The organism is Chloracidobacterium sp., from assembly GCA_016720705.1.
Lineage (GTDB): Bacteria > Acidobacteriota > Blastocatellia > Pyrinomonadales > Pyrinomonadaceae > OLB17.
The window spans coordinates 22,538-38,926 of record JADKKB010000003.1 but is presented as its reverse complement, the minus strand read 5'-3'; the positions used below and the strand labels follow the sequence as shown (position 1 = coordinate 38,926).

The window sequence follows — 16,389 nt, the reverse complement described above, 5'->3', positions numbered from 1 at the left end:
AGTAAAGGCTTAACCCAGCAGCAACTGGCAGACAAACCGGCATCAAGCGCTCGCTGATCGATTACTACGAGACCCGCTCGCCGAACCCGGCTCTCGATTTCATCGAACGCTCCGCCGCCGCTCTCGAAGTCTCGGTAGCCGAACTCCTCGGCAGCGAGCCGAACACGTCACGAGCCAGACCCGGCCCGGCTTCGCAACTTCAACGCAAGTTCGAGCAGGTCAAGCTCCTCCCCGCGAAAAGCAAAAGTTCGTTCTCCAATTCCTCGATACCGTTTTAGAGAACAACCAGCAAAAGGCGTGAACAGTGCCCACGCTTTCATTTCGATTCATCGACAAGCTCTACGTCGCCGCCACCACAAGTTTCGCCAATGATGGCTCCTAATGTAATGTGCAGATATTTATCGTTCCCGCTTTTGCTAAGGCTTATCGGAACGTACAAGGTAACCGCGTTTGGATAGGAAACAACTAGATTATATTTGCCCTTGCGAGCCCCTTTGATTTCAAACAAACCGTCTTGGTCCGTTTCCACTTCGGTTATGCTCTTGTCACTTTCGTTTTTGGCTTTTAGGTTGATTTTAGCGCCCTTAATGCGGTTTTCTGCTCCAACAAAAGCCACGATTCCTTTGATGCTGCTAACTTTTTGCTCCGGTATGACACATTTCTTGCGCCGACGCGTTATTGCAAAGGATCGTCACTGTTATACCAACGAAAATCAAGCCAATTAATATTTTCATACGGTTAGTTTCCTCTCCAATTTGTTCATCGCCTTCTTGGCCTTGTCGGGTAAAGAGTTACCAAAGATTTGCCGTATCGTTGGTATAGCTTGTTTTTCGCCCCGATTTTCTCTGTTTATCCCTTCTTGTGTGGTGGTTACGCCAAACTTTTTCTGAAAACTGTCGTTCAGATTTTTAAGGTTGGGTCAGTTCCTAATTCGCCATATCTCTTTTGACTACCTAATTCCGTTACTCTGTCCTTTATGGCATCTAAGATTTTTTGTTGTTCGTAGAAAGTCGTGCCTAAGCTTTTCAGATCATCCAGGTGCCCGAATTCGTGAGCAATCTTCGAAGCACCTATTTTGGCTGAATCCTGCGTGTCCAACGCGCTTAGGACTGGGTAAGATTCAGTGTTGCCGGGCAGATCTTTGCCAAGGTTTCTACCCAAAGTCATTGTCGAACCTATGAAATTCCCATCACTATCGAACTTGAAATCACCAACCATGGCGCTTCTGTTTTTGCTATCACTTCCTCTGTCGGCAACTACGATATTCAAAGTGAAATTTTTATCGTTTTGATAGCGTTCCCAAGTTTTTCTTCCTGCTTCGGTTGCGAGATAGGCGGCCTTCCACTTTTCATACGCTTTCTGATCTTCTTCACTCAATCCCGTCGGCTCTTGGATGTCTTCGCCGTCAGGATCAATGTATTTCAACGGGTTGTTCCTCGAATATGCGTAGAGATTTATTCGCTGCGGGTCAAGGGCTCGCTTGAACGACATTATTATCGGGTCCGTAGAAGTGAATCTGCCATGCTGGAAGTTATACATTCGCGCCTCGGCGAAGTCGAGCGAAGATTCAATGTCCCGTTCATAGCCGGTTATGAACGCGCAATTCGAGATTTCCGTGCGATGCGCATTGCGGCTTGATGTGTTTTCAAAGAGCTAAAGAAGCGGCTAAAGAAAAAGCGGCTTTCGTGCCAAGTTTTTATTATAACTCGACAGGGCTTTTTAACCTATTTGTTTGAGGTTTGCCGGAGATTTTCAGTTGCTTTGCCCACCGCTTTTTTTATGTCCGAGATCTCGACCTGGGTGTAGATCTGGGTCGTGTCGAGGCTGGAGTGTCCGAGCAGTTTTTGGATGTGGCGGAGGCTCGCTCCGTGGCGGAGAAGATGCGTCGCGCAGGCGTGCCGGAAGGTGTGGACCGTCGCGTTGATCATGGCCGCTTCCGAAGCGTTCTTTACGATGCTCCATATCTGCGGATACGAGAGGCGCCTGCCCGTAACGGAAAGGAACAAAGCTGTCGGATTCGTGACCGGTCTTTTCTTCCGGCTTCGGCCTTTTCCCCAGTAGGCTCCGCTCATCAGTTCGACGCGCGATGTGGCGATATATCTCTCGATCCATCGGGCTGCGTTTTCGGTCAGGGAACGATGCGTTCTCTCTTTCCTTTGCCTTCGCGGATACGCAAGGTCCTGCCGTCGAAGTCGCTCATATTCAAGCGGTAAAGCTCTCCGTGACGGATGCCGCAGGCGTATAGGGTTTCGAGTATGGAGCGATCGCGAACGCCGATCGCTTTGTCGGTGTCGCATTGCTCGATGATCTTCGATATTTCGGCTTCGGTCGGGACGTGCGGCAATGTGTGTCCGGCTTTGGGAAGATCGAAGGTCTCGGCGATGTTCGCAAGCACTTTATTCGATGTGTAAAGCCATTGGAAAAAGCGTCTGATCCTCGACACGGTTTGTCTTAAGGATGATGCCTTCTGGTCGGTGTATTTCTTGAGGTGAACAAGGTACGAGTTCAGGTGCGTTTCCTCGGCCTCGTTCCAGCGCTTTATCAGCCAGGCTTCCTGCAGGTAAAGCTGCAAGTTATTCAGCACTCTCTCGCTCGATCTTCGGAGGTCCTTCGAGTAGCCTTTGGCTTCGAGTTCCGAGAGGTATTTTTCGATCTCTTTGTTCACATTCGATGGCGTTTTGTATACAGAAGTGACAGCGTAAGACCTTTAACGAGAAGCTTTACGCAATAAGTTGCGGTTTGTAACTTTGGTGACAATGCGTAACCCGTGCTGCTGCCTCATTTAGTCCGATTACAAACGGTGGATCTTGGTCTATCCTGTCGTACAGGCTGGGAGCCGTTTCGCACATTTTTTCAGACCCGCGTTTTTGGCGCTTTTTTACCGTTATCGACCGCTTTTTTCTCTGGGATGACAGCGGCTGATGACCTCAGCCAGATCGCCCAGTTCGACGTGCGTGTAGATCTCGGTTGACGACAGGCGGCGGTGTCCGAGAAGCTTCTGTATCTGCCGTATGTCAGCCCTGCCCTTGAGCAGATGGGTGGCACATGAATGCCTCATCGTGTGCGGCGTGACGTTCTTTTTATGTTGGCGTTCTTCGTCCATTTGCGGACGATCCGGCGTATGTCGTCCACGTCCAGCGGCCCGCCCGAACGCGACGAGACGAACAAGCGGATCTGTCCCGGCTGGGATGCAAAAGCGGTACGCGCCTGTTCGAGATAGAGCTTCAAGGCTGTCTGCGACGATTGAGTGAGCGGCACCAGCCGCGTCTCATTTCCTTTGCCGTGCTCGATCCGAAGCGTACCCGTCTGCATCTCCACATCGTAGATCGTAAGGCTCACAAGCTCCGCTCTCCTGATGCCGGTTGCGTACATCACCTCCAGAATGGAGCGGTCGCGAATGTCTCTCGCTTTCTCTATCGGGATGCTCTCGATCAGCCGCTTCGCTTCGGCGGGGGTGAGGATATTTCGCGGGAGCATCTTCGGCTGCTTCGGCATCTGGATCGACGCGGACGGGTTGTGAACGATGACGCCTTCCTGCCACAGCCAGAGAAAGAACCGCTTCATCGCCGCCAGTTTGTTGGCCTGTGCTCCGGCAGACAGTCTCTGCTTCTTTCGTCCGGTCTTTTCGTCCTCGGTTTCGAGGCGATAGAGTGATATCTGATACTGCGAAAGATGCGCGGCCGTCACGTCGGCGATGGAGTTCAAGGCGGTGTTTTCCACCAGCCAATCGAGGAAGACCCGTGCATCGCGAGAGTAGTTTACAAGCGTCGCCGGCGAGTAGTTTACGGCCGTCAGATATTCGATAAAGCGGCCTCTTAGAAGCTCCAGTTTTTGCTTTTGATTCTCCGTCCACATCTCGCTAATGCCTCCTTACTCAACAATCAACTGTTAGAAAAGCAGATGATCGATGAGTGTTTTCTTTAGCCGCATTCAGTGGGAGTTGCTCCAACACGACCTTTGCTTTTATTTTTCCCCTTTAAAAGCTTCTCCACTGACCACAAGGTCGGCTTAAGTTTCTTTTCTGTCTGCAATTAACCTTGTGATTCGACCACCACAAGGTACCCTCAAGGTCGCCTTTTTTACCACAAGGTCCACAAGGTTTGCTGTCGGGCGTCCGGCTTTTTTCTTTAGCCGCTTCGTCTTCTTTTCAACGTCACCATCAGGCCGCCCCGAGTTCACCCGATAGCCGTGCGAACGAGCGAAGCGGTCTGCGAGGAACGAGCGCCCGCGGAGCGAGAGAGCCGGAGCGGACGGCGTACGATAATGAGCTTTTATGTCCGTAGTGTTTTTTACGAAGGACATAAAAAGGATTATCGGATGACGGCAGCGACCGGGAGCGAAGGCATCCGAAGCGAACAACGGCGGGCGTTACTTACACGCACCTTCACCGCTTGGCCTATCGACTCGCCGCTTTCTCTTTAGCCGCGTCCTTTAGGCGCGTTTTCAACTCGTCAACTCCGGTCAGTCCGCAGGCTTTGCACCTCGCTCTCCGCATCGCTCGCCAACTGGTACACGCTCGGCTTTCCGTTCACCGCCTGGATCGCCCAGAGATATTCCATCTCGACCAGCTTCTGGCAATACATCCTCACCTGCCAGTCGCTCCATGCGGTCGTCTCGCGTATCTCCCGGCGTGTAAGTTGGACATCGCAAGCCTTGATCTTTAGTTCTTCCGCTCGTCTCTTACACGCTTCTCTTATCGCCTCGAACATTCCACGCACGGGCGGCGCCAGCTCGTCCATTGCCTTGCCGAGGATCTCCTCGGCCAGCTCGTTCGCGAGTGCAATATCGGACAGCTCGACCTCGACATATTCGATCTCGATCTCGCCGCGTTTCGCGGTTTTGATCTCTCTTGATATTGGTGAAGAAGTGCTATCGAGTTGATAAGCGAGAGATACTTTCTTTGCTCTCGGCGGTGGATGAGTCTTTCGCTGGGGTAGGTCAGATGTTCGACAAAAGGGTTGACGACGGCCAGCGGTTTGAGCATTCTTTGGGCGTGGTGATGCAGCCGTTTGATCTCTTCCGATTCCGCCTTTTCCAGCACTCCCGAAAGACTGTGCTGATGCCGCTGCTGTGAAAGAATGATCCGCGTCTGCTCGATCGATTCGTTCATCGAAAGCTGCACAAAGCGGCTGCGGGTCTCCTCGTCGAACGCTTCGGCTGAGGTCGTCGTTATCACGATCACAACGGGTCCAAAGACTTCGTAATGTTCCGTCGAAAGTTTCCCGGTCGCCGGGTCCGTCCGGGTCGCCGCGATCGAAAGCCTCTGATCCGAGGCAAGCGTCCTAAGTGAGTAGACGGCCTGCATCGCTCCTTCGTCCTCGGCGATCACCAGCATCTTTCTTTGCAATGAATAAGGGTCTTTGTAGAAAAGAGCCTGGCCGGTCAGCCTCGTAACCCTGACAAGCTCCTCCGGCGGCACAAACGCACAGAGAGCGTCCTGCAATGCCGATTTGCCAGCACCCGAACGGGCGACGATAAGCAGGGCAAGCGGTTCCGTCAGTTTCCGGCTGATCGACCCCAGGTAAGCCGTCAACACCGTCGAGCGTTCGCCCACCAGACCGCACCGCCGGAAGTCCTCCACTATTCGCTCACACAGCTTTTCGTCTTTCAGGAAAGCTATCGCCTCCCGCTTCTCGGCCTCGGTCATCGCCGCCGTCGATTCCGCTTCATTGGTCGAGGTCTTTCGCATCGACAGCCTTTCGGCTTCGAGCGTTTCGATCAGCGAAAGTAGATCGGCATTGATAACAGATTCGTTCACGCGGCAATGCTTGGCGGCTATCTGCGCGAAGTTCGCCCTCGCTCTTGCCTGATAAAGATCGAGCGTGTCCAGGTGAAAGAGATTCCCCACATTAAGACGCAAGTTTATTTTCAGCTTCTCAAGTCCGACGCCCGTCAGCCCGCGCACTCTGTATTCCCGATTGTCGAGAACGATCTGCAATGTTCCATCGGGCAAAGGCACACTCCCTGCGGCCCGCGTTTCCGCCGTCTCTCCGTCTCCGCGTCTCTGCGGTTCAATAAGTCTTTGGACCGCCTCAAGCGTTCCGCCATTTACAACGAACTCCGATGCGTCTTTTGCCGGAAGATCGACCGTGCGGCTTTCTATGCCGATTGCCGATAGCTTCTCGGCGAACTTTAGGGCGGCTTCGCGGCCCGCATCGTCCGCGTCGAGCATTAGCACGACTCGTCTGATCCGGGATTCCTGCAGGTGCGCGAGGATCTCATCCGTCAGAGCGTTCACGCCGTAGGCACAAGTCACATTCCTGATGCCGATCGACCACAGAGCCAAAGCGTCGATCACGCTCTCGGTCAGGACGATCTCGTCCGTCTCTTTTGCTCCCGCCGGATTGAAAAGCCCTCGCCGCTTGCCCGAAAGATACAAGTGCTGCTGCTTTTCCGTGTGCCGGGCGTAAAGACCGACTGCTTGATTCGTGCCCGCGTCAACGAGCGGAAAGACCACCGAGCCGTACATCGTCTCATTGCCTTTCTCATTCAAAAGTCCAAGTGATTCGAGACTCCTACGACCGTCCGGGTTCACACGCCCGCGCAGTGTGCCGTCAACATAGCCCAGGCGAAAGACCCGGACCGCTTCCGGCGTGATCCCGCGACTTTGCAAATAAGCGATCGCCTTCTCATTTTTCACCAGCGATTTGTGATAGTAGCTGACGGCTTTCTCCAGATATTCCAAAGCAGTGGTCTGTGGCCGGTTATCAGTGGTCAGTTGCTTATCCTCCTCGGCGTCTCGGCGTCTCTGCGGTTCAATTTCCTGCAATAAAGCAAAGGCCTCCGCAAAGCCGATCCCGTCCGCTTTCATCACAAAGCTGAACGCGTCCCCGCCCTCGCCGCATTTGCCCAGGCAGTTCCACAAGCCTTTTCTTTCATCGACGGCAAACGACGGCTCCGTATCTTCATGAAACGGACAAAGCCCCCAAAGCTGCCGCCCTTTCTTCCGCAGCTCAACCCCCGCGACCGAACCACATCCGCCAGGCTGATAGTTTGCTTCAATGCCAGAATGTCCTCGTTTTCGATTGCCATAGAAAAAGCTGTCAAGTATCATTTTCAGTTTTTTTGAAGAAAGCAGGGCTTTGCTAACATTGACGAACTAACGCTAGGTTATACTAGCAAGCAATGTCAAGCCAAAGGCAAAAGGATGGATACAAGAGATGAGATTGAAAAAGTGGCTTTATACTGTCGAAGCTATGGCAGGCAGACCAGCAGAAAAAGAAGCTCCGTTTTTTGGTAAAAGACTTTCGGCGGTGCGCCGCAGTAAAGGCTTAACCCAGCAGCAACTGGCAGACAAACTCGGCATCAAGCGCTCGCTGATCGATTACTACGAGACCCGCTCGCCGAACCCGGCTCTCGATTTCATCGAACGCTCCGCCGCCGCTCTCGAAGTCTCGGTAGCCGAACTCCTCGGCAGCGAGCCGAACACGTCACGAGCCAGACCCGGCCCGGCTTCGCAACTTCAACGCAAGTTCGAGCAGGTCAAGCTCCTCCCCCGCGAAAAGCAAAAGTTCGTTCTCCAATTCCTCGATACCGTTTTAGAGAACAACCAGCAAAAGGCGTGAACAGTGCCCACGCTTTCATTTCGATTCATCGACAAGCTCTACGTCGCCGCCACCACAAGTTTCGCCAATGATGGCTCCTAATGTAATGTGCAGATATTTATCGTTCCCGCTTTTGCTAAGGCTTATCGGAACGTACAAGGTAACCGCGTTTGGATAGGAAACAACTAGATTATATTTGCCCTTGCGAGCCCCTTTGATTTCAAACAAACCGTCTTGGTCCGTTTCCACTTCGGTTATGCTCTTGTCACTTTCGTTTTTGGCTTTTAGGTTGATTTTAGCGCCCTTAATGCGGTTTTCTGCTCCAACAAAAGCCACGATTCCTTTGATGCTGCTAACTTTTTGCTCCGGTATGACACACATTTCTTGCGCCGACGCGTTATTGCAAAGGATCGTCACTGTTATACCAACGAAAATCAAGCCAATTAATATTTTCATACGGTTAGTTTCCTCTCTCCAATTTGTTCATCGCCTTCTTGGCCTTGTCGGGTAAAGAGTTACCAAAGATTTGCCGTATCGTTGGTATAGCTTGTTTTTCGCCCCGATTTTCTCTGTTTATCCCTTCTTGTGTGGTGGTTACGCCAAACTTTTTCTGAAAACTGTCGTTCAGATTTTTTAAGGTTGGGTCAGTTCCTAATTCGCCATATCTCTTTTGACTACCTAATTCCGTTACTCTGTCCTTTATGGCATCTAAGATTTTTTGTTGTTCGTAGAAAGTCGTGCCTAAGCTTTTCAGATCATCCAGGTGCCCGAATTCGTGAGCAATCTTCGAAGCACCTATTTTGGCTGAATCCTGCGTGTCCAACGCTTAGGACTGGGTAAGATTCAGTGTTGCCGGGCAGATCTTTGCCAAGGTTTCTACCCAAAGTCATTGTCGAACCTATGAAATTCCCATCACTATCGAACTTGAAATCACCAACCATGGCGCTTCTGTTTTTGCTATCACTTCCTCTGTCGGCAACTACGATATTCAAAGTGAAATTTTTATCGTTTTGATAGCGTTCCCAAGTTTTTTCTTCCTGCTTCGGTTGCGAGATAGGCGGCCTTCCACTTTTCATACGCTTTCTGATCTTCTTCACTCAATCCCGTCGGCTCTTGGATGTCTTCGCCGTCAGGATCAATGTATTTCAACGGGTTGTTCCTCGAATATGCGTAGAGATTTATTCGCTGCGGGTCAAGGGCTCGCTTGAACGACATTATTATCGGGTCCGTAGAAGTGAATCTGCCATGCTGGAAGTTATACATTCGCGCCTCGGCGAAGTCGAGCGAAGATTCAATGTCCCGTTCATAGGCGGTGAATCGTTTTCGCACACCGTCTTGTCCGGTTTGGGAATATTTGGCGTTTGTGGTGCGGTTTGTGCCGTCCGCGTAAATTTCCTCACCGAAGGGTAGGAAATCGCGCCGAGATATGACATTGCCTAGTGAATCGGTCAGGATGCGCGGGCTGCCGAGCAGGTCGGTCGCGGTGTAGGTTGTCGTCGGGTTCTGCGACGGTGCGGCGGTCGAATACTCAGCTACGAGTTTCCCGCCTGAATAGACATATATGGCAGTTTCGAGATAAGTTACCTTTTTTACCCGCTTCCCCTCACCGTCAAAATAGTACTTGCCGATCGAATTGCCGTTGGCATCTTTGACTTCGGTTTGCTTGTTATCGCCGTTGAAGACTGCCGAGCGAACCTGCGAAGTAATTGGATCGATATCTTGAGTAACATTTCCGTTCTTGTCGTAATGGAAGGATGTACTCGTGAATCTGTTTGTGTTCGGATCAACAGCGGGCGTCGTAGTGATGTTTAACGCGTTCACGGTCTGAGCGGTGGAAATGCGATTGCCGTAACGGTCATAGCCAAACTGCTGAGTCCACGTTTGACTCCCGTTCTTAGTTTCGCGAGCTTCGGTGAGACGAGAAAGGGAATCGTACTTGTAAGATTGCACGAAAGGTTGAGCAAGCCCGTTAAAGCTCACGGTCTGACGAGCGATATTGCCTGTATTTTTCGACGTATCGACGCTTCCGCTTACATTGAGTTCGCCGTACTCGTACCCGAGTTTCCAAAGATCGCCTGAGTTTGGCCCGTGGCCGAGTGCGATCTCAGTTGGCTGCATACGAGTGTTGAACCTTGCCTTTTCCCACAGGTCATTTCCAAGTTGCAGACTTTCAATCTTCCCGTCAGCGGTGTATTGAAAAGATTTTGCGTACGTACGCTCGGGAGAATTTGCATCCGCTCTACCATAAATGCGCGAGGCATCGCCATCGGATTCAAAATCATTTTTAACTTTTCTTCCCGACGGATATTCCTCCTCTACTACAGCACCGGAAAGGTTATAAGTGTATTTCGAAGTGTAGGTGTTACCATCCGTAATCTGAGAGGACTTAGTTATTTGGCCGAATTTGTCGAACAGAGAGTTTTCGGTCTCAGAAACAGATGACGTAACCTTGGTCAGTTTGCCTGTCGCATAATTTGGACTTTGCTGCGAGGCGAGTCCTTTTCCATCATACCAAAAGGTAACTTCGGGGGTGGTTTGTCCCGAAGGTTCTCCAGTGTAGTAGCGTCTTGTAAGTCGGTTGCCCCGGTCGTACTCGTTGTGGGTGACGATACCTTTCGCATCGGTAGCGGTTAGAACATTTCCTAGTAAGTCGTAAGTAAATCCCGCTGTCCAGTCTTTGTTTCCCGTGAAAGGATCTAGCCTTTCAAGGGATGCGTTAATTTCCTGTTCTGGCTGTCGAACGCGAATCAGACGGCCAAGGGAATCGTATAAAAAGAAGCTTCTGATCGCCTTGCGTAACCTTGACCAGTTTGCCCTGCGAATTGTAGTCGTAGAATGTCGAGTACGAAGGATACTCTCCGCCGGTGAAGTTGGGCGGACATTGCGAAATGCACTGACCGTGCGGCGAAGGTGTTCCGCTCGGTGTTGGACTGGGTACGGGAGTAGATTGCGGAAGAGCGGGAAGGGCGCCGGTACTGTCAGGTTCATCCACTGCTATCAACTGACCAAGCGCGTTTGAAATAGAACGTGACTTTTTCGACGCAGCGTTAGTAGTAGTAATTACGGTACCCAAAGCGTCGGGTGCCGTTGAGATGTCAAAGCCGCTCGTGCCAAGTATGTTTCCAGTCGGACTGCTTGGATTTTGCCCGGCTACGGGTTCACGGGTTTGTTTGACTCGTCCGGCCTCGTCATACTCCTTCAGACTCCAAAGAACTAAATCGCCCTGCCGGTAAGGATTGGAAACCATCTGAACGCGGCCTAACAGGTCGTACTTCGTCTCGACAATAACATCGCCCTGAGAATCATTAGCGACCGTCTTAACAGAGCGGCCCATTGAGTCGGCATAGGTAGTTGACTCATCCCAATTCATCGAATCGAGTTGTTTCCGAACCTTCACGGTGCGGGCAATATCGTCATAGATAGTCTCGGCTATTGGGATGGTGAAATCGCTTAGCCCATAAACTTTTGTCGGTCTCAAGAGTGCATCGTTGTACTCGGTCTTAGTCGTTTGCCCAAATTCGTTCGAGACTGTCAACGGCAACCCTGTCATGAAGTCGTAACTCGTCGTTATGAACGAACCGGAATTCGTGCCGTGAGTGTTAGTCGGATCGGGTGGCGGCGTTGTCACCTTGGTCGGATATGCAAAACCGTAATCAGAGGAGTATTCGGTTTCGGTGAACCGACTGCTGTTGTAGTCCTCATTGGGTTCCCAAGCCTTTCGCGGACTGCCGTATTGGTCGTATTGGACGCACGACGATATCCAAGAATTCGTCTCGTTATTCCACAGCTTAGTAGTCGTGGGCTTTCCGCGAAGTAATCTTGAGTTAGCTGGTATCGACAGGTCGGTCGATGGATCGGTCCAAGTACTTACAAGGTTCCCGCTAAGATATCCGCTACTTGCCCCCAGATAATTTTGTTCATCAAAAAGTGTTTGCGTTTTGGTGAGGACATTACCTTCCTTGTCCAACGCACGGCTCTCTGTAGGCAAACTGTTTATTCCTCTAGCTTTATAGTCAGGGATATATGCGTAATCCGTTTCTCCAATCGTTGCGATTGTTGATGAATTAAAATAACCAGCGATCTGACTAAACGTCCCCGTCTGAGCGAGACTCAACGGAATATTCCTGAAATGGTGCGATTTTGTGCGCTTCAAATTAAGGTGAGCAAAATACTCAGCATCCGTGGGTGCAGTATTGTTATTGACACCCGGCGTCTCATATTCATTTTCACTTAGCGTCGCCAAGGCCTGACCGTTTTCGATAATAACCGAAACCGTTCGCGCTACTTGTGGATCACGCTGAGCGAGCGAATTCGCGGGTCTGATAGGATCATTCGTCGCAACTGGCCCGTGAACCGTCCACTCAGTCAGAGTTCGTGAACGCAAGACGTTATTCTCATCGAAGCTACGTTCATCTACCGGCATCCCGGCGCTCGGTTTATCGAACCCAAATTGATGTTCGTGCGCCGTGTCGGACAAAAGATACCTCTCGGTCTTTGCACCGGCGGTGGATGAAGAGTTACCTTTCGACGAAGTCATCGTGACTTTATAGTTGGCGTTCGCCCCTGATCCTGTGAACGCAACAGCATACGTCCAATGCTGGTCTGGAACAGTACTATTTGCCTGAAAGACATTTCGTTCTACCACGCCCCTGTTTGTCTGGTCGTAGGCGGGATAATCGAAGCCGTTCATCGGGGCGATCTGCCCGTATTGGAAGGTTTCGAAACTGCCGGTTGGGTAAACGATCTTTGTGATCTCGCCGTATTGGTTGTACCTGAACTCATACTTCTGCCCGTTGGGAAGATCAACGCCCGCCAGAACCACTGGGTTGAAACGTTTAGCTAATGCGGTTGCGGGCGTATCACCATCAAACGGATTGCAAGACCGCATGCCAATTCCGTTGAGCGGAAACAGTTTCTCCGTTGTATTCGGATTTGCCGAATTCACTGGATTCTCGGCGCTACCAAAACACGTAATCGACGTGTAGTAATAGATGTTTTGCTCAGGATGTTCCAGCGCACCTTCCGTCTGGCCGCAGTTAGTCAGAACTTCGTTCGTACACTGTACGGGTTTGAGGTGACGCCACTTTAATTTATAATCCAGCGAACTCGAACCAGACAATGAAGAAAGGCCTATGACCTGATCGCCTTCGATCTGTGACTGTCCGATCAGGTTTAGTGGTAATGGAACTTCAAACTCACGGCCCACGGTGTCCTTTACCTTCCGAACATTTTGGCCGTCGACTGTGAATTGATTAGGAGTTTCGGAAGTACTATAGACGGTTCGATTTCCGTCAATGTCAACCAGTTCTTTCGCCTCGAATAAGGCCGTCTGATCAAAACTTCCAGTTGATTGGCCCGGAAATTGATAGCGACTGCCATCCGTCATATGGAGGGTGCTCCCATCTGATGTACGAACGAGAGTCATTCCCGACCCATCCACCGCAAGAAACTTGCCCAACGTATCTGGAACACCAAATACGCCTTCGCAGTCGGGGCCGTCGTTGACCGAACCAGAGCAATAGCCAAACACGGCGTCGGATTTTCGAAACTCATGCGTCGAACCATCACCCATTCTCACATTTACGCGCTTAACGTAGTGCATCTTTGGCGGATTTTCGATGCCCGGAGGCGGCTCTATGTCTATGTCACAGTTGGGATGCCATGACGGGCATTGCGGCTCCTCGACACAAAAGGAGCAGGAGGCGGGACAATAACCGTTCTGGTAGTGGCATGAGGCACCGCCACCGGGGCCACCGCCGCCGCAGTTGGCAGTGTTCCAGTCAAAGCGCGTGCATTCCCAAGGGTCACATACTCCATTCTCGCACGTACGTGTTCGTTCGATGCAGACCCAACCACAAGGCAAGTTGGGATTACTAAGCAAGCCAGAACCCTGCCCCGCTGTTGCAGCCTGTTGGGTATAAAAATTGAATCCGTTGATATCCTCACCGGGTGTGAAAACTTCGCCTTCTTGATTATAGATCTCAAATTTCTCTTCAATTGTCGGGGCAGCCAAACTGCTGGTCCAACCCGCAGCACTTCTCTCCGCGAACATCGGGGCTAGCTGAGTTACGTATTGTTTGTAATGACCAATTGGAGTGAAATAGAAGTAGGTTGAGCGATTGTCCATTCTCCATAGTTTTGATGAGTAGCTCAATCCAATTGGCAGACTGTTGCCATTTCGACCCGGATAGCTGAAAAGCGGTATGTTCATCTCCATTGCCAAGGTTGAAGGATTAACATGCGCGAGACTTTTCAGATTTTGATCTGCTGCCCCACCAGTGTCTTTCGACTTTGCTCGTGAGGACCCGCCCGACTGCCCATTGACTATCAAAGCACATACCAGCAGAGCAATGAGAATTCCTATATGCTCCAGCCCTGTAAAACGACCTATCCCTAGATTTCGCTGCCAAGCTGATCTCGCCTCAAGATTCTTTGTGTTAGTTTCCATATCACGTTTCCCTTTCACTGCCGCCGCCAATTACTTACCTTCGAAAATATGCAGGTACCGGAATATCATCCGCCATTCCCCAATGCTCTTGTCTTAGGGTGTTCGATGAGCCGGACTTGCGGATGTACCAGTCGCCACTTGAATTGCGCCAGACGGCGATATCGACCTTGCCGTCGCCGTCGAAATCGTTTGCGACGGGGATGTCACCGGCGGCGTCACCAGTCGGAGTGGTCGTCGTGGTCGAGGTCCATGAGGCGTTCATGATGATCCAACCGGCATTGTGCCGGACGGCGTAGTTGGCCTTGCCGTCGCCGTCGAAATCGGCTGAGACCGGAGTGTCGCCATCGTTACCGAATGTCACCTGCTGTGTGGTCGTGTCGGAGCTTCGGAGTGTGTAGAAGGAAGTGGCAGAGGGCCGCCAGACGCTGATGTCGGCTTTGCCGTCGCCGTCATAGTCCCTCGGTGTCGGGATGTCGTTGTTGACGCCGTAGGTCACTGTCGTCGTTCCGCTGTCGGATGATCTGGAGATGTACCAGACTCCTGTCGAAGGACGAAAGACCGCAACGTCCGTCCTGCCGTCACCGTCGAAGTCGGCAACCGCGGGTATATCGCCGCTGGCACCGAAAGTCACCGTGTAATAGCTGCTGTTGCCGGAGGTCGCGATCCACCAGACGTTGGTCGAAGGCCTGAACACAGCAAAGTCGGTCTTGCCGTCTCCGTCGAAATCGCCCTGGACAGGCGTGTCGGTGCTGTTGCCCCAAGCGTAAGATGTCCAGGCCGAGGTCACGAGATTGTAAACGTACCAGGTCCCGCTCGACGGCCGCCAAACCGCAAGATCCGCCGGCGGAGTCTCGTTGGCGTTGGCATCGACTACAGCCAGCATTCGTGAACCAGCGTACACGTACTCTTTGCTAAGCTGCGGTGTTGGCGTAGGAAGTGGTGCCGCGAAGGGGTTCCAACTGCTCGAAGCATTCTTTGGCAATGCCTTGCCAAACCAGCCAGTCCGCTGGCCGTTTAGAGGATCCGTGCTTGGCAGCCACCCGCTCTTTGCAAATATGCCGATGCCGACCAGGGGCAAAACAACAATCACTCCGATCAGGACCAGATGCGAACGCACAAACGTTGCGATCCGGGCGAATTTCTGGCGTCGAGGTTCAGCGAGTTGGTCCGTTGGCTCTAAAATATGAGACGGTTGATCCGATCGTCCGAGATCTTTGGCCTCAACAACGCTGTTTCGTAGTGTCTTCTTGGACATGGGCTCTCCAATAAGTATGTGTAAATGGAAAAACTAATGCGGCTTGGGAACAGGCGAAGGGATTTCTCTTGTGAGGAGTCTTTCGATTCGGGAGTTCAAAGCCAGCATTTGCAAATAACAAGTGCAATCAAGAAAGCCGGTTCCTTAGATAATGCCAGTGAGGCGGCTCAATCACAATGTTTCCGGCATTAAATACTACTGTTAAAGCAATGTCAAACCGAGGTTGAAAAAAGTATCCTCATTCGAATCGCAGAGACGTCTGACCCAAGTAAATGCGCCAGTTGCCAATCATTCTTCTAACTTTCTGCATGAGAACCACCTCCACTCAGATCCAGGGGGATCGGGTTCAGCATACGAGGTCTCGACTGTGGTGTTCGGCAGTCAGTAAGGCACCTCGGTGCAGAAGCGGCAATCGCTTTTTTTGCCCCAAGGCAATCAGCGTGTCGATATGCATTTGGAAGGCGAACTGTTGCATGGATGTTCCGTCTGTTACTGTGCTGTTTCGGAGAGGAAATTATTGGAGAAAAACAAAACGGGTAACGACATTCGATACCCGTAACGTGTTAAGTTAATTGGCTCCGCAGGTAAGACTCGAACTTACAACCCTTTGGTTAGCAGCGGAACGCATTCTGAAATGATTCCGCTAATGTTCTCACTTTGATTTCGACTCCTGTCGGGTATTCGGTTGCTCGACAAGACCCAACATGATCAGGTCGTTTGACGAAGGGGCGGCGGACAGGTTCTCAATATCAGGAAATGGCAATGCCGGGCCTTTCCACGTTCTGTCCGAAGTAGGAGTTCCGACCAGAAAGAGTGTCAGTGCTTCGTCACGCACTTTGCCAATTGGTATGGCCCAAAGAGTAAATCGATGGGGATTTATCTTTGAATACAGGTAGAAGTAATTTCTATGTATCATCGAGCGGCCTTGCGACACGTAATTTCTATCCTTTTTCTCCCAGACTACACCTTCGAGATCTTCTAGCTTTTCGGGGAATGATCCCCGCTTCTGATGAAACTTTAGTAGATCTCTATTCATTACCCTAGTCGCATCAAAGGGTATTTCTGCACGTCGCTCTCGTTCCTCGGACCAAAGGGAATAGATATACACGCCCACCAGCATCAATAACGCGAGCGGCGCCAGA

15 protein-coding genes are annotated in these 16,389 nt (G+C 51.4%); 1 reads left to right on the top strand and 14 read right to left on the bottom strand.

Annotation, left to right across the window (positions count from 1 at the left end):
- Window positions 1-316: 316 nt before the first annotated feature.
- The 9 genes from IPQ00_03215 to IPQ00_03175 form a co-directional block, all read right to left on the bottom strand.
- Window positions 317-616 carry a carboxypeptidase regulatory-like domain-containing protein gene (locus IPQ00_03215; protein ID MBL0239575.1) on the bottom strand — a complete coding sequence of 100 codons (300 nt, stop codon included), beginning with the start codon at window positions 614-616 and terminating at the stop codon, window positions 317-319.
- 284 nt (window positions 617-900) lie between these two features.
- Window positions 901-1,611 (bottom strand): hypothetical protein, encoded by a 711-nt coding sequence (locus IPQ00_03210; protein ID MBL0239574.1) that lies wholly within the window; start codon window positions 1,609-1,611, stop codon window positions 901-903.
- Window positions 1,612-1,724: 113 nt separating this feature from the next.
- Window positions 1,725-2,072 (bottom strand): tyrosine-type recombinase/integrase, encoded by a 348-nt coding sequence (locus IPQ00_03205; protein ID MBL0239573.1) that lies wholly within the window; start codon window positions 2,070-2,072, stop codon window positions 1,725-1,727.
- Between the two features lie 56 nt (window positions 2,073-2,128).
- Window positions 2,129-2,665, bottom strand: a complete 537-nt coding sequence (locus IPQ00_03200; protein MBL0239572.1) for a tyrosine-type recombinase/integrase — start codon at window positions 2,663-2,665, stop codon at window positions 2,129-2,131.
- A 219-nt stretch (window positions 2,666-2,884) separates the two neighbouring features.
- A complete protein-coding gene (locus tag IPQ00_03195) occupies window positions 2,885-3,103 on the bottom strand; it encodes a tyrosine-type recombinase/integrase (protein ID MBL0239571.1) in 219 nt (72 codons plus the stop codon).
- Window positions 3,055-3,855, bottom strand: a complete 801-nt coding sequence (locus IPQ00_03190; protein ID MBL0239570.1) for a tyrosine-type recombinase/integrase — start codon at window positions 3,853-3,855, stop codon at window positions 3,055-3,057. The genes IPQ00_03195 and IPQ00_03190 overlap by 49 nt, the downstream gene beginning before the upstream one ends.
- A gap of 153 nt (window positions 3,856-4,008) precedes the next feature.
- Window positions 4,009-4,302: a hypothetical protein gene (locus tag IPQ00_03185; protein ID MBL0239569.1), complete on the bottom strand. Its 294-nt coding sequence runs from the start codon at window positions 4,300-4,302 to the stop codon at window positions 4,009-4,011.
- 149 nt (window positions 4,303-4,451) lie between these two features.
- Window positions 4,452-4,739, bottom strand: a complete 288-nt coding sequence (locus IPQ00_03180) for a hypothetical protein (protein MBL0239568.1) — start codon at window positions 4,737-4,739, stop codon at window positions 4,452-4,454.
- Window positions 4,694-7,054, bottom strand: coding sequence for a toprim domain-containing protein (locus IPQ00_03175; GenBank protein MBL0239567.1), 2,361 nt, complete (start codon window positions 7,052-7,054; stop codon window positions 4,694-4,696). The genes IPQ00_03180 and IPQ00_03175 overlap by 46 nt, the downstream gene beginning before the upstream one ends.
- Window positions 7,055-7,160: 106 nt before the next feature.
- Here IPQ00_03175 and IPQ00_03170 point away from each other — a divergent pair, with 106 nt between their 5' ends.
- Window positions 7,161-7,565, top strand: coding sequence for a helix-turn-helix transcriptional regulator (locus tag IPQ00_03170; protein ID MBL0239566.1), 405 nt, complete (start codon window positions 7,161-7,163; stop codon window positions 7,563-7,565).
- Between the two features lie 15 nt (window positions 7,566-7,580).
- On the opposite strand, the gene IPQ00_03165 is transcribed toward IPQ00_03170, so the two are convergent.
- The 5 genes from IPQ00_03165 to IPQ00_03145 form a co-directional block, all read right to left on the bottom strand.
- Window positions 7,581-8,000 (bottom strand): carboxypeptidase regulatory-like domain-containing protein, encoded by a 420-nt coding sequence (locus tag IPQ00_03165; GenBank protein MBL0239565.1) that lies wholly within the window; start codon window positions 7,998-8,000, stop codon window positions 7,581-7,583.
- Window positions 8,001-8,004: 4 nt separating this feature from the next.
- Entirely contained in the window at window positions 8,005-8,367 is a 363-nt protein-coding gene (locus IPQ00_03160) for a hypothetical protein (protein MBL0239564.1), read from the bottom strand.
- Between the two features lie 179 nt (window positions 8,368-8,546).
- Complete coding sequence (locus IPQ00_03155; protein MBL0239563.1) at window positions 8,547-10,532, bottom strand: hypothetical protein; 1,986 nt, start codon at window positions 10,530-10,532, stop codon at window positions 8,547-8,549.
- A 3,494-nt stretch (window positions 10,533-14,026) separates the two neighbouring features.
- Window positions 14,027-15,247, bottom strand: a complete 1,221-nt coding sequence (locus tag IPQ00_03150) for a VCBS repeat-containing protein (protein ID MBL0239562.1) — start codon at window positions 15,245-15,247, stop codon at window positions 14,027-14,029.
- Between the two features lie 652 nt (window positions 15,248-15,899).
- Window positions 15,900-16,283 carry a hypothetical protein gene (locus IPQ00_03145; GenBank protein ID MBL0239561.1) on the bottom strand — a complete coding sequence of 128 codons (384 nt, stop codon included), beginning with the start codon at window positions 16,281-16,283 and terminating at the stop codon, window positions 15,900-15,902.
- Between the last annotated feature and the right edge of the window lie 106 nt (window positions 16,284-16,389).

Bases quoted from the DNA above. Each gene is read 5' to 3' on its own strand.
- IPQ00_03195 (MBL0239571.1), bottom strand. From the start codon at position 3,103: ATGGACGAAGAACGCCAACATAAAAAGAACGTCACGCCGCACACGATG.
- IPQ00_03150 (MBL0239562.1), bottom strand. From the start codon at position 15,247: ATGTCCAAGAAGACACTACGAAACAGCGTTGTTGAGGCCAAAGATCTC.
- IPQ00_03170 (MBL0239566.1), top strand. From the start codon at position 7,161: ATGAGATTGAAAAAGTGGCTTTATACTGTCGAAGCTATGGCAGGCAGA.
- IPQ00_03180 (MBL0239568.1), bottom strand. From the start codon at position 4,739: ATGGACGAGCTGGCGCCGCCCGTGCGTGGAATGTTCGAGGCGATAAGA.
- IPQ00_03185 (MBL0239569.1), bottom strand. From the start codon at position 4,302: ATGTCCTTCGTAAAAAACACTACGGACATAAAAGCTCATTATCGTACG.
- IPQ00_03165 (MBL0239565.1), bottom strand. From the start codon at position 8,000: ATGAAAATATTAATTGGCTTGATTTTCGTTGGTATAACAGTGACGATC.
- IPQ00_03145 (MBL0239561.1), bottom strand. From the start codon at position 16,283: ATGAATAGAGATCTACTAAAGTTTCATCAGAAGCGGGGATCATTCCCC.
- IPQ00_03190 (MBL0239570.1), bottom strand. From the start codon at position 3,855: ATGTGGACGGAGAATCAAAAGCAAAAACTGGAGCTTCTAAGAGGCCGC.
- IPQ00_03205 (MBL0239573.1), bottom strand. From the start codon at position 2,072: ATGAGCGGAGCCTACTGGGGAAAAGGCCGAAGCCGGAAGAAAAGACCG.
- IPQ00_03155 (MBL0239563.1), bottom strand. From the start codon at position 10,532: ATGAACCTGACAGTACCGGCGCCCTTCCCGCTCTTCCGCAATCTACTC.
- IPQ00_03175 (MBL0239567.1), bottom strand. From the start codon at position 7,054: ATGATACTTGACAGCTTTTTCTATGGCAATCGAAAACGAGGACATTCT.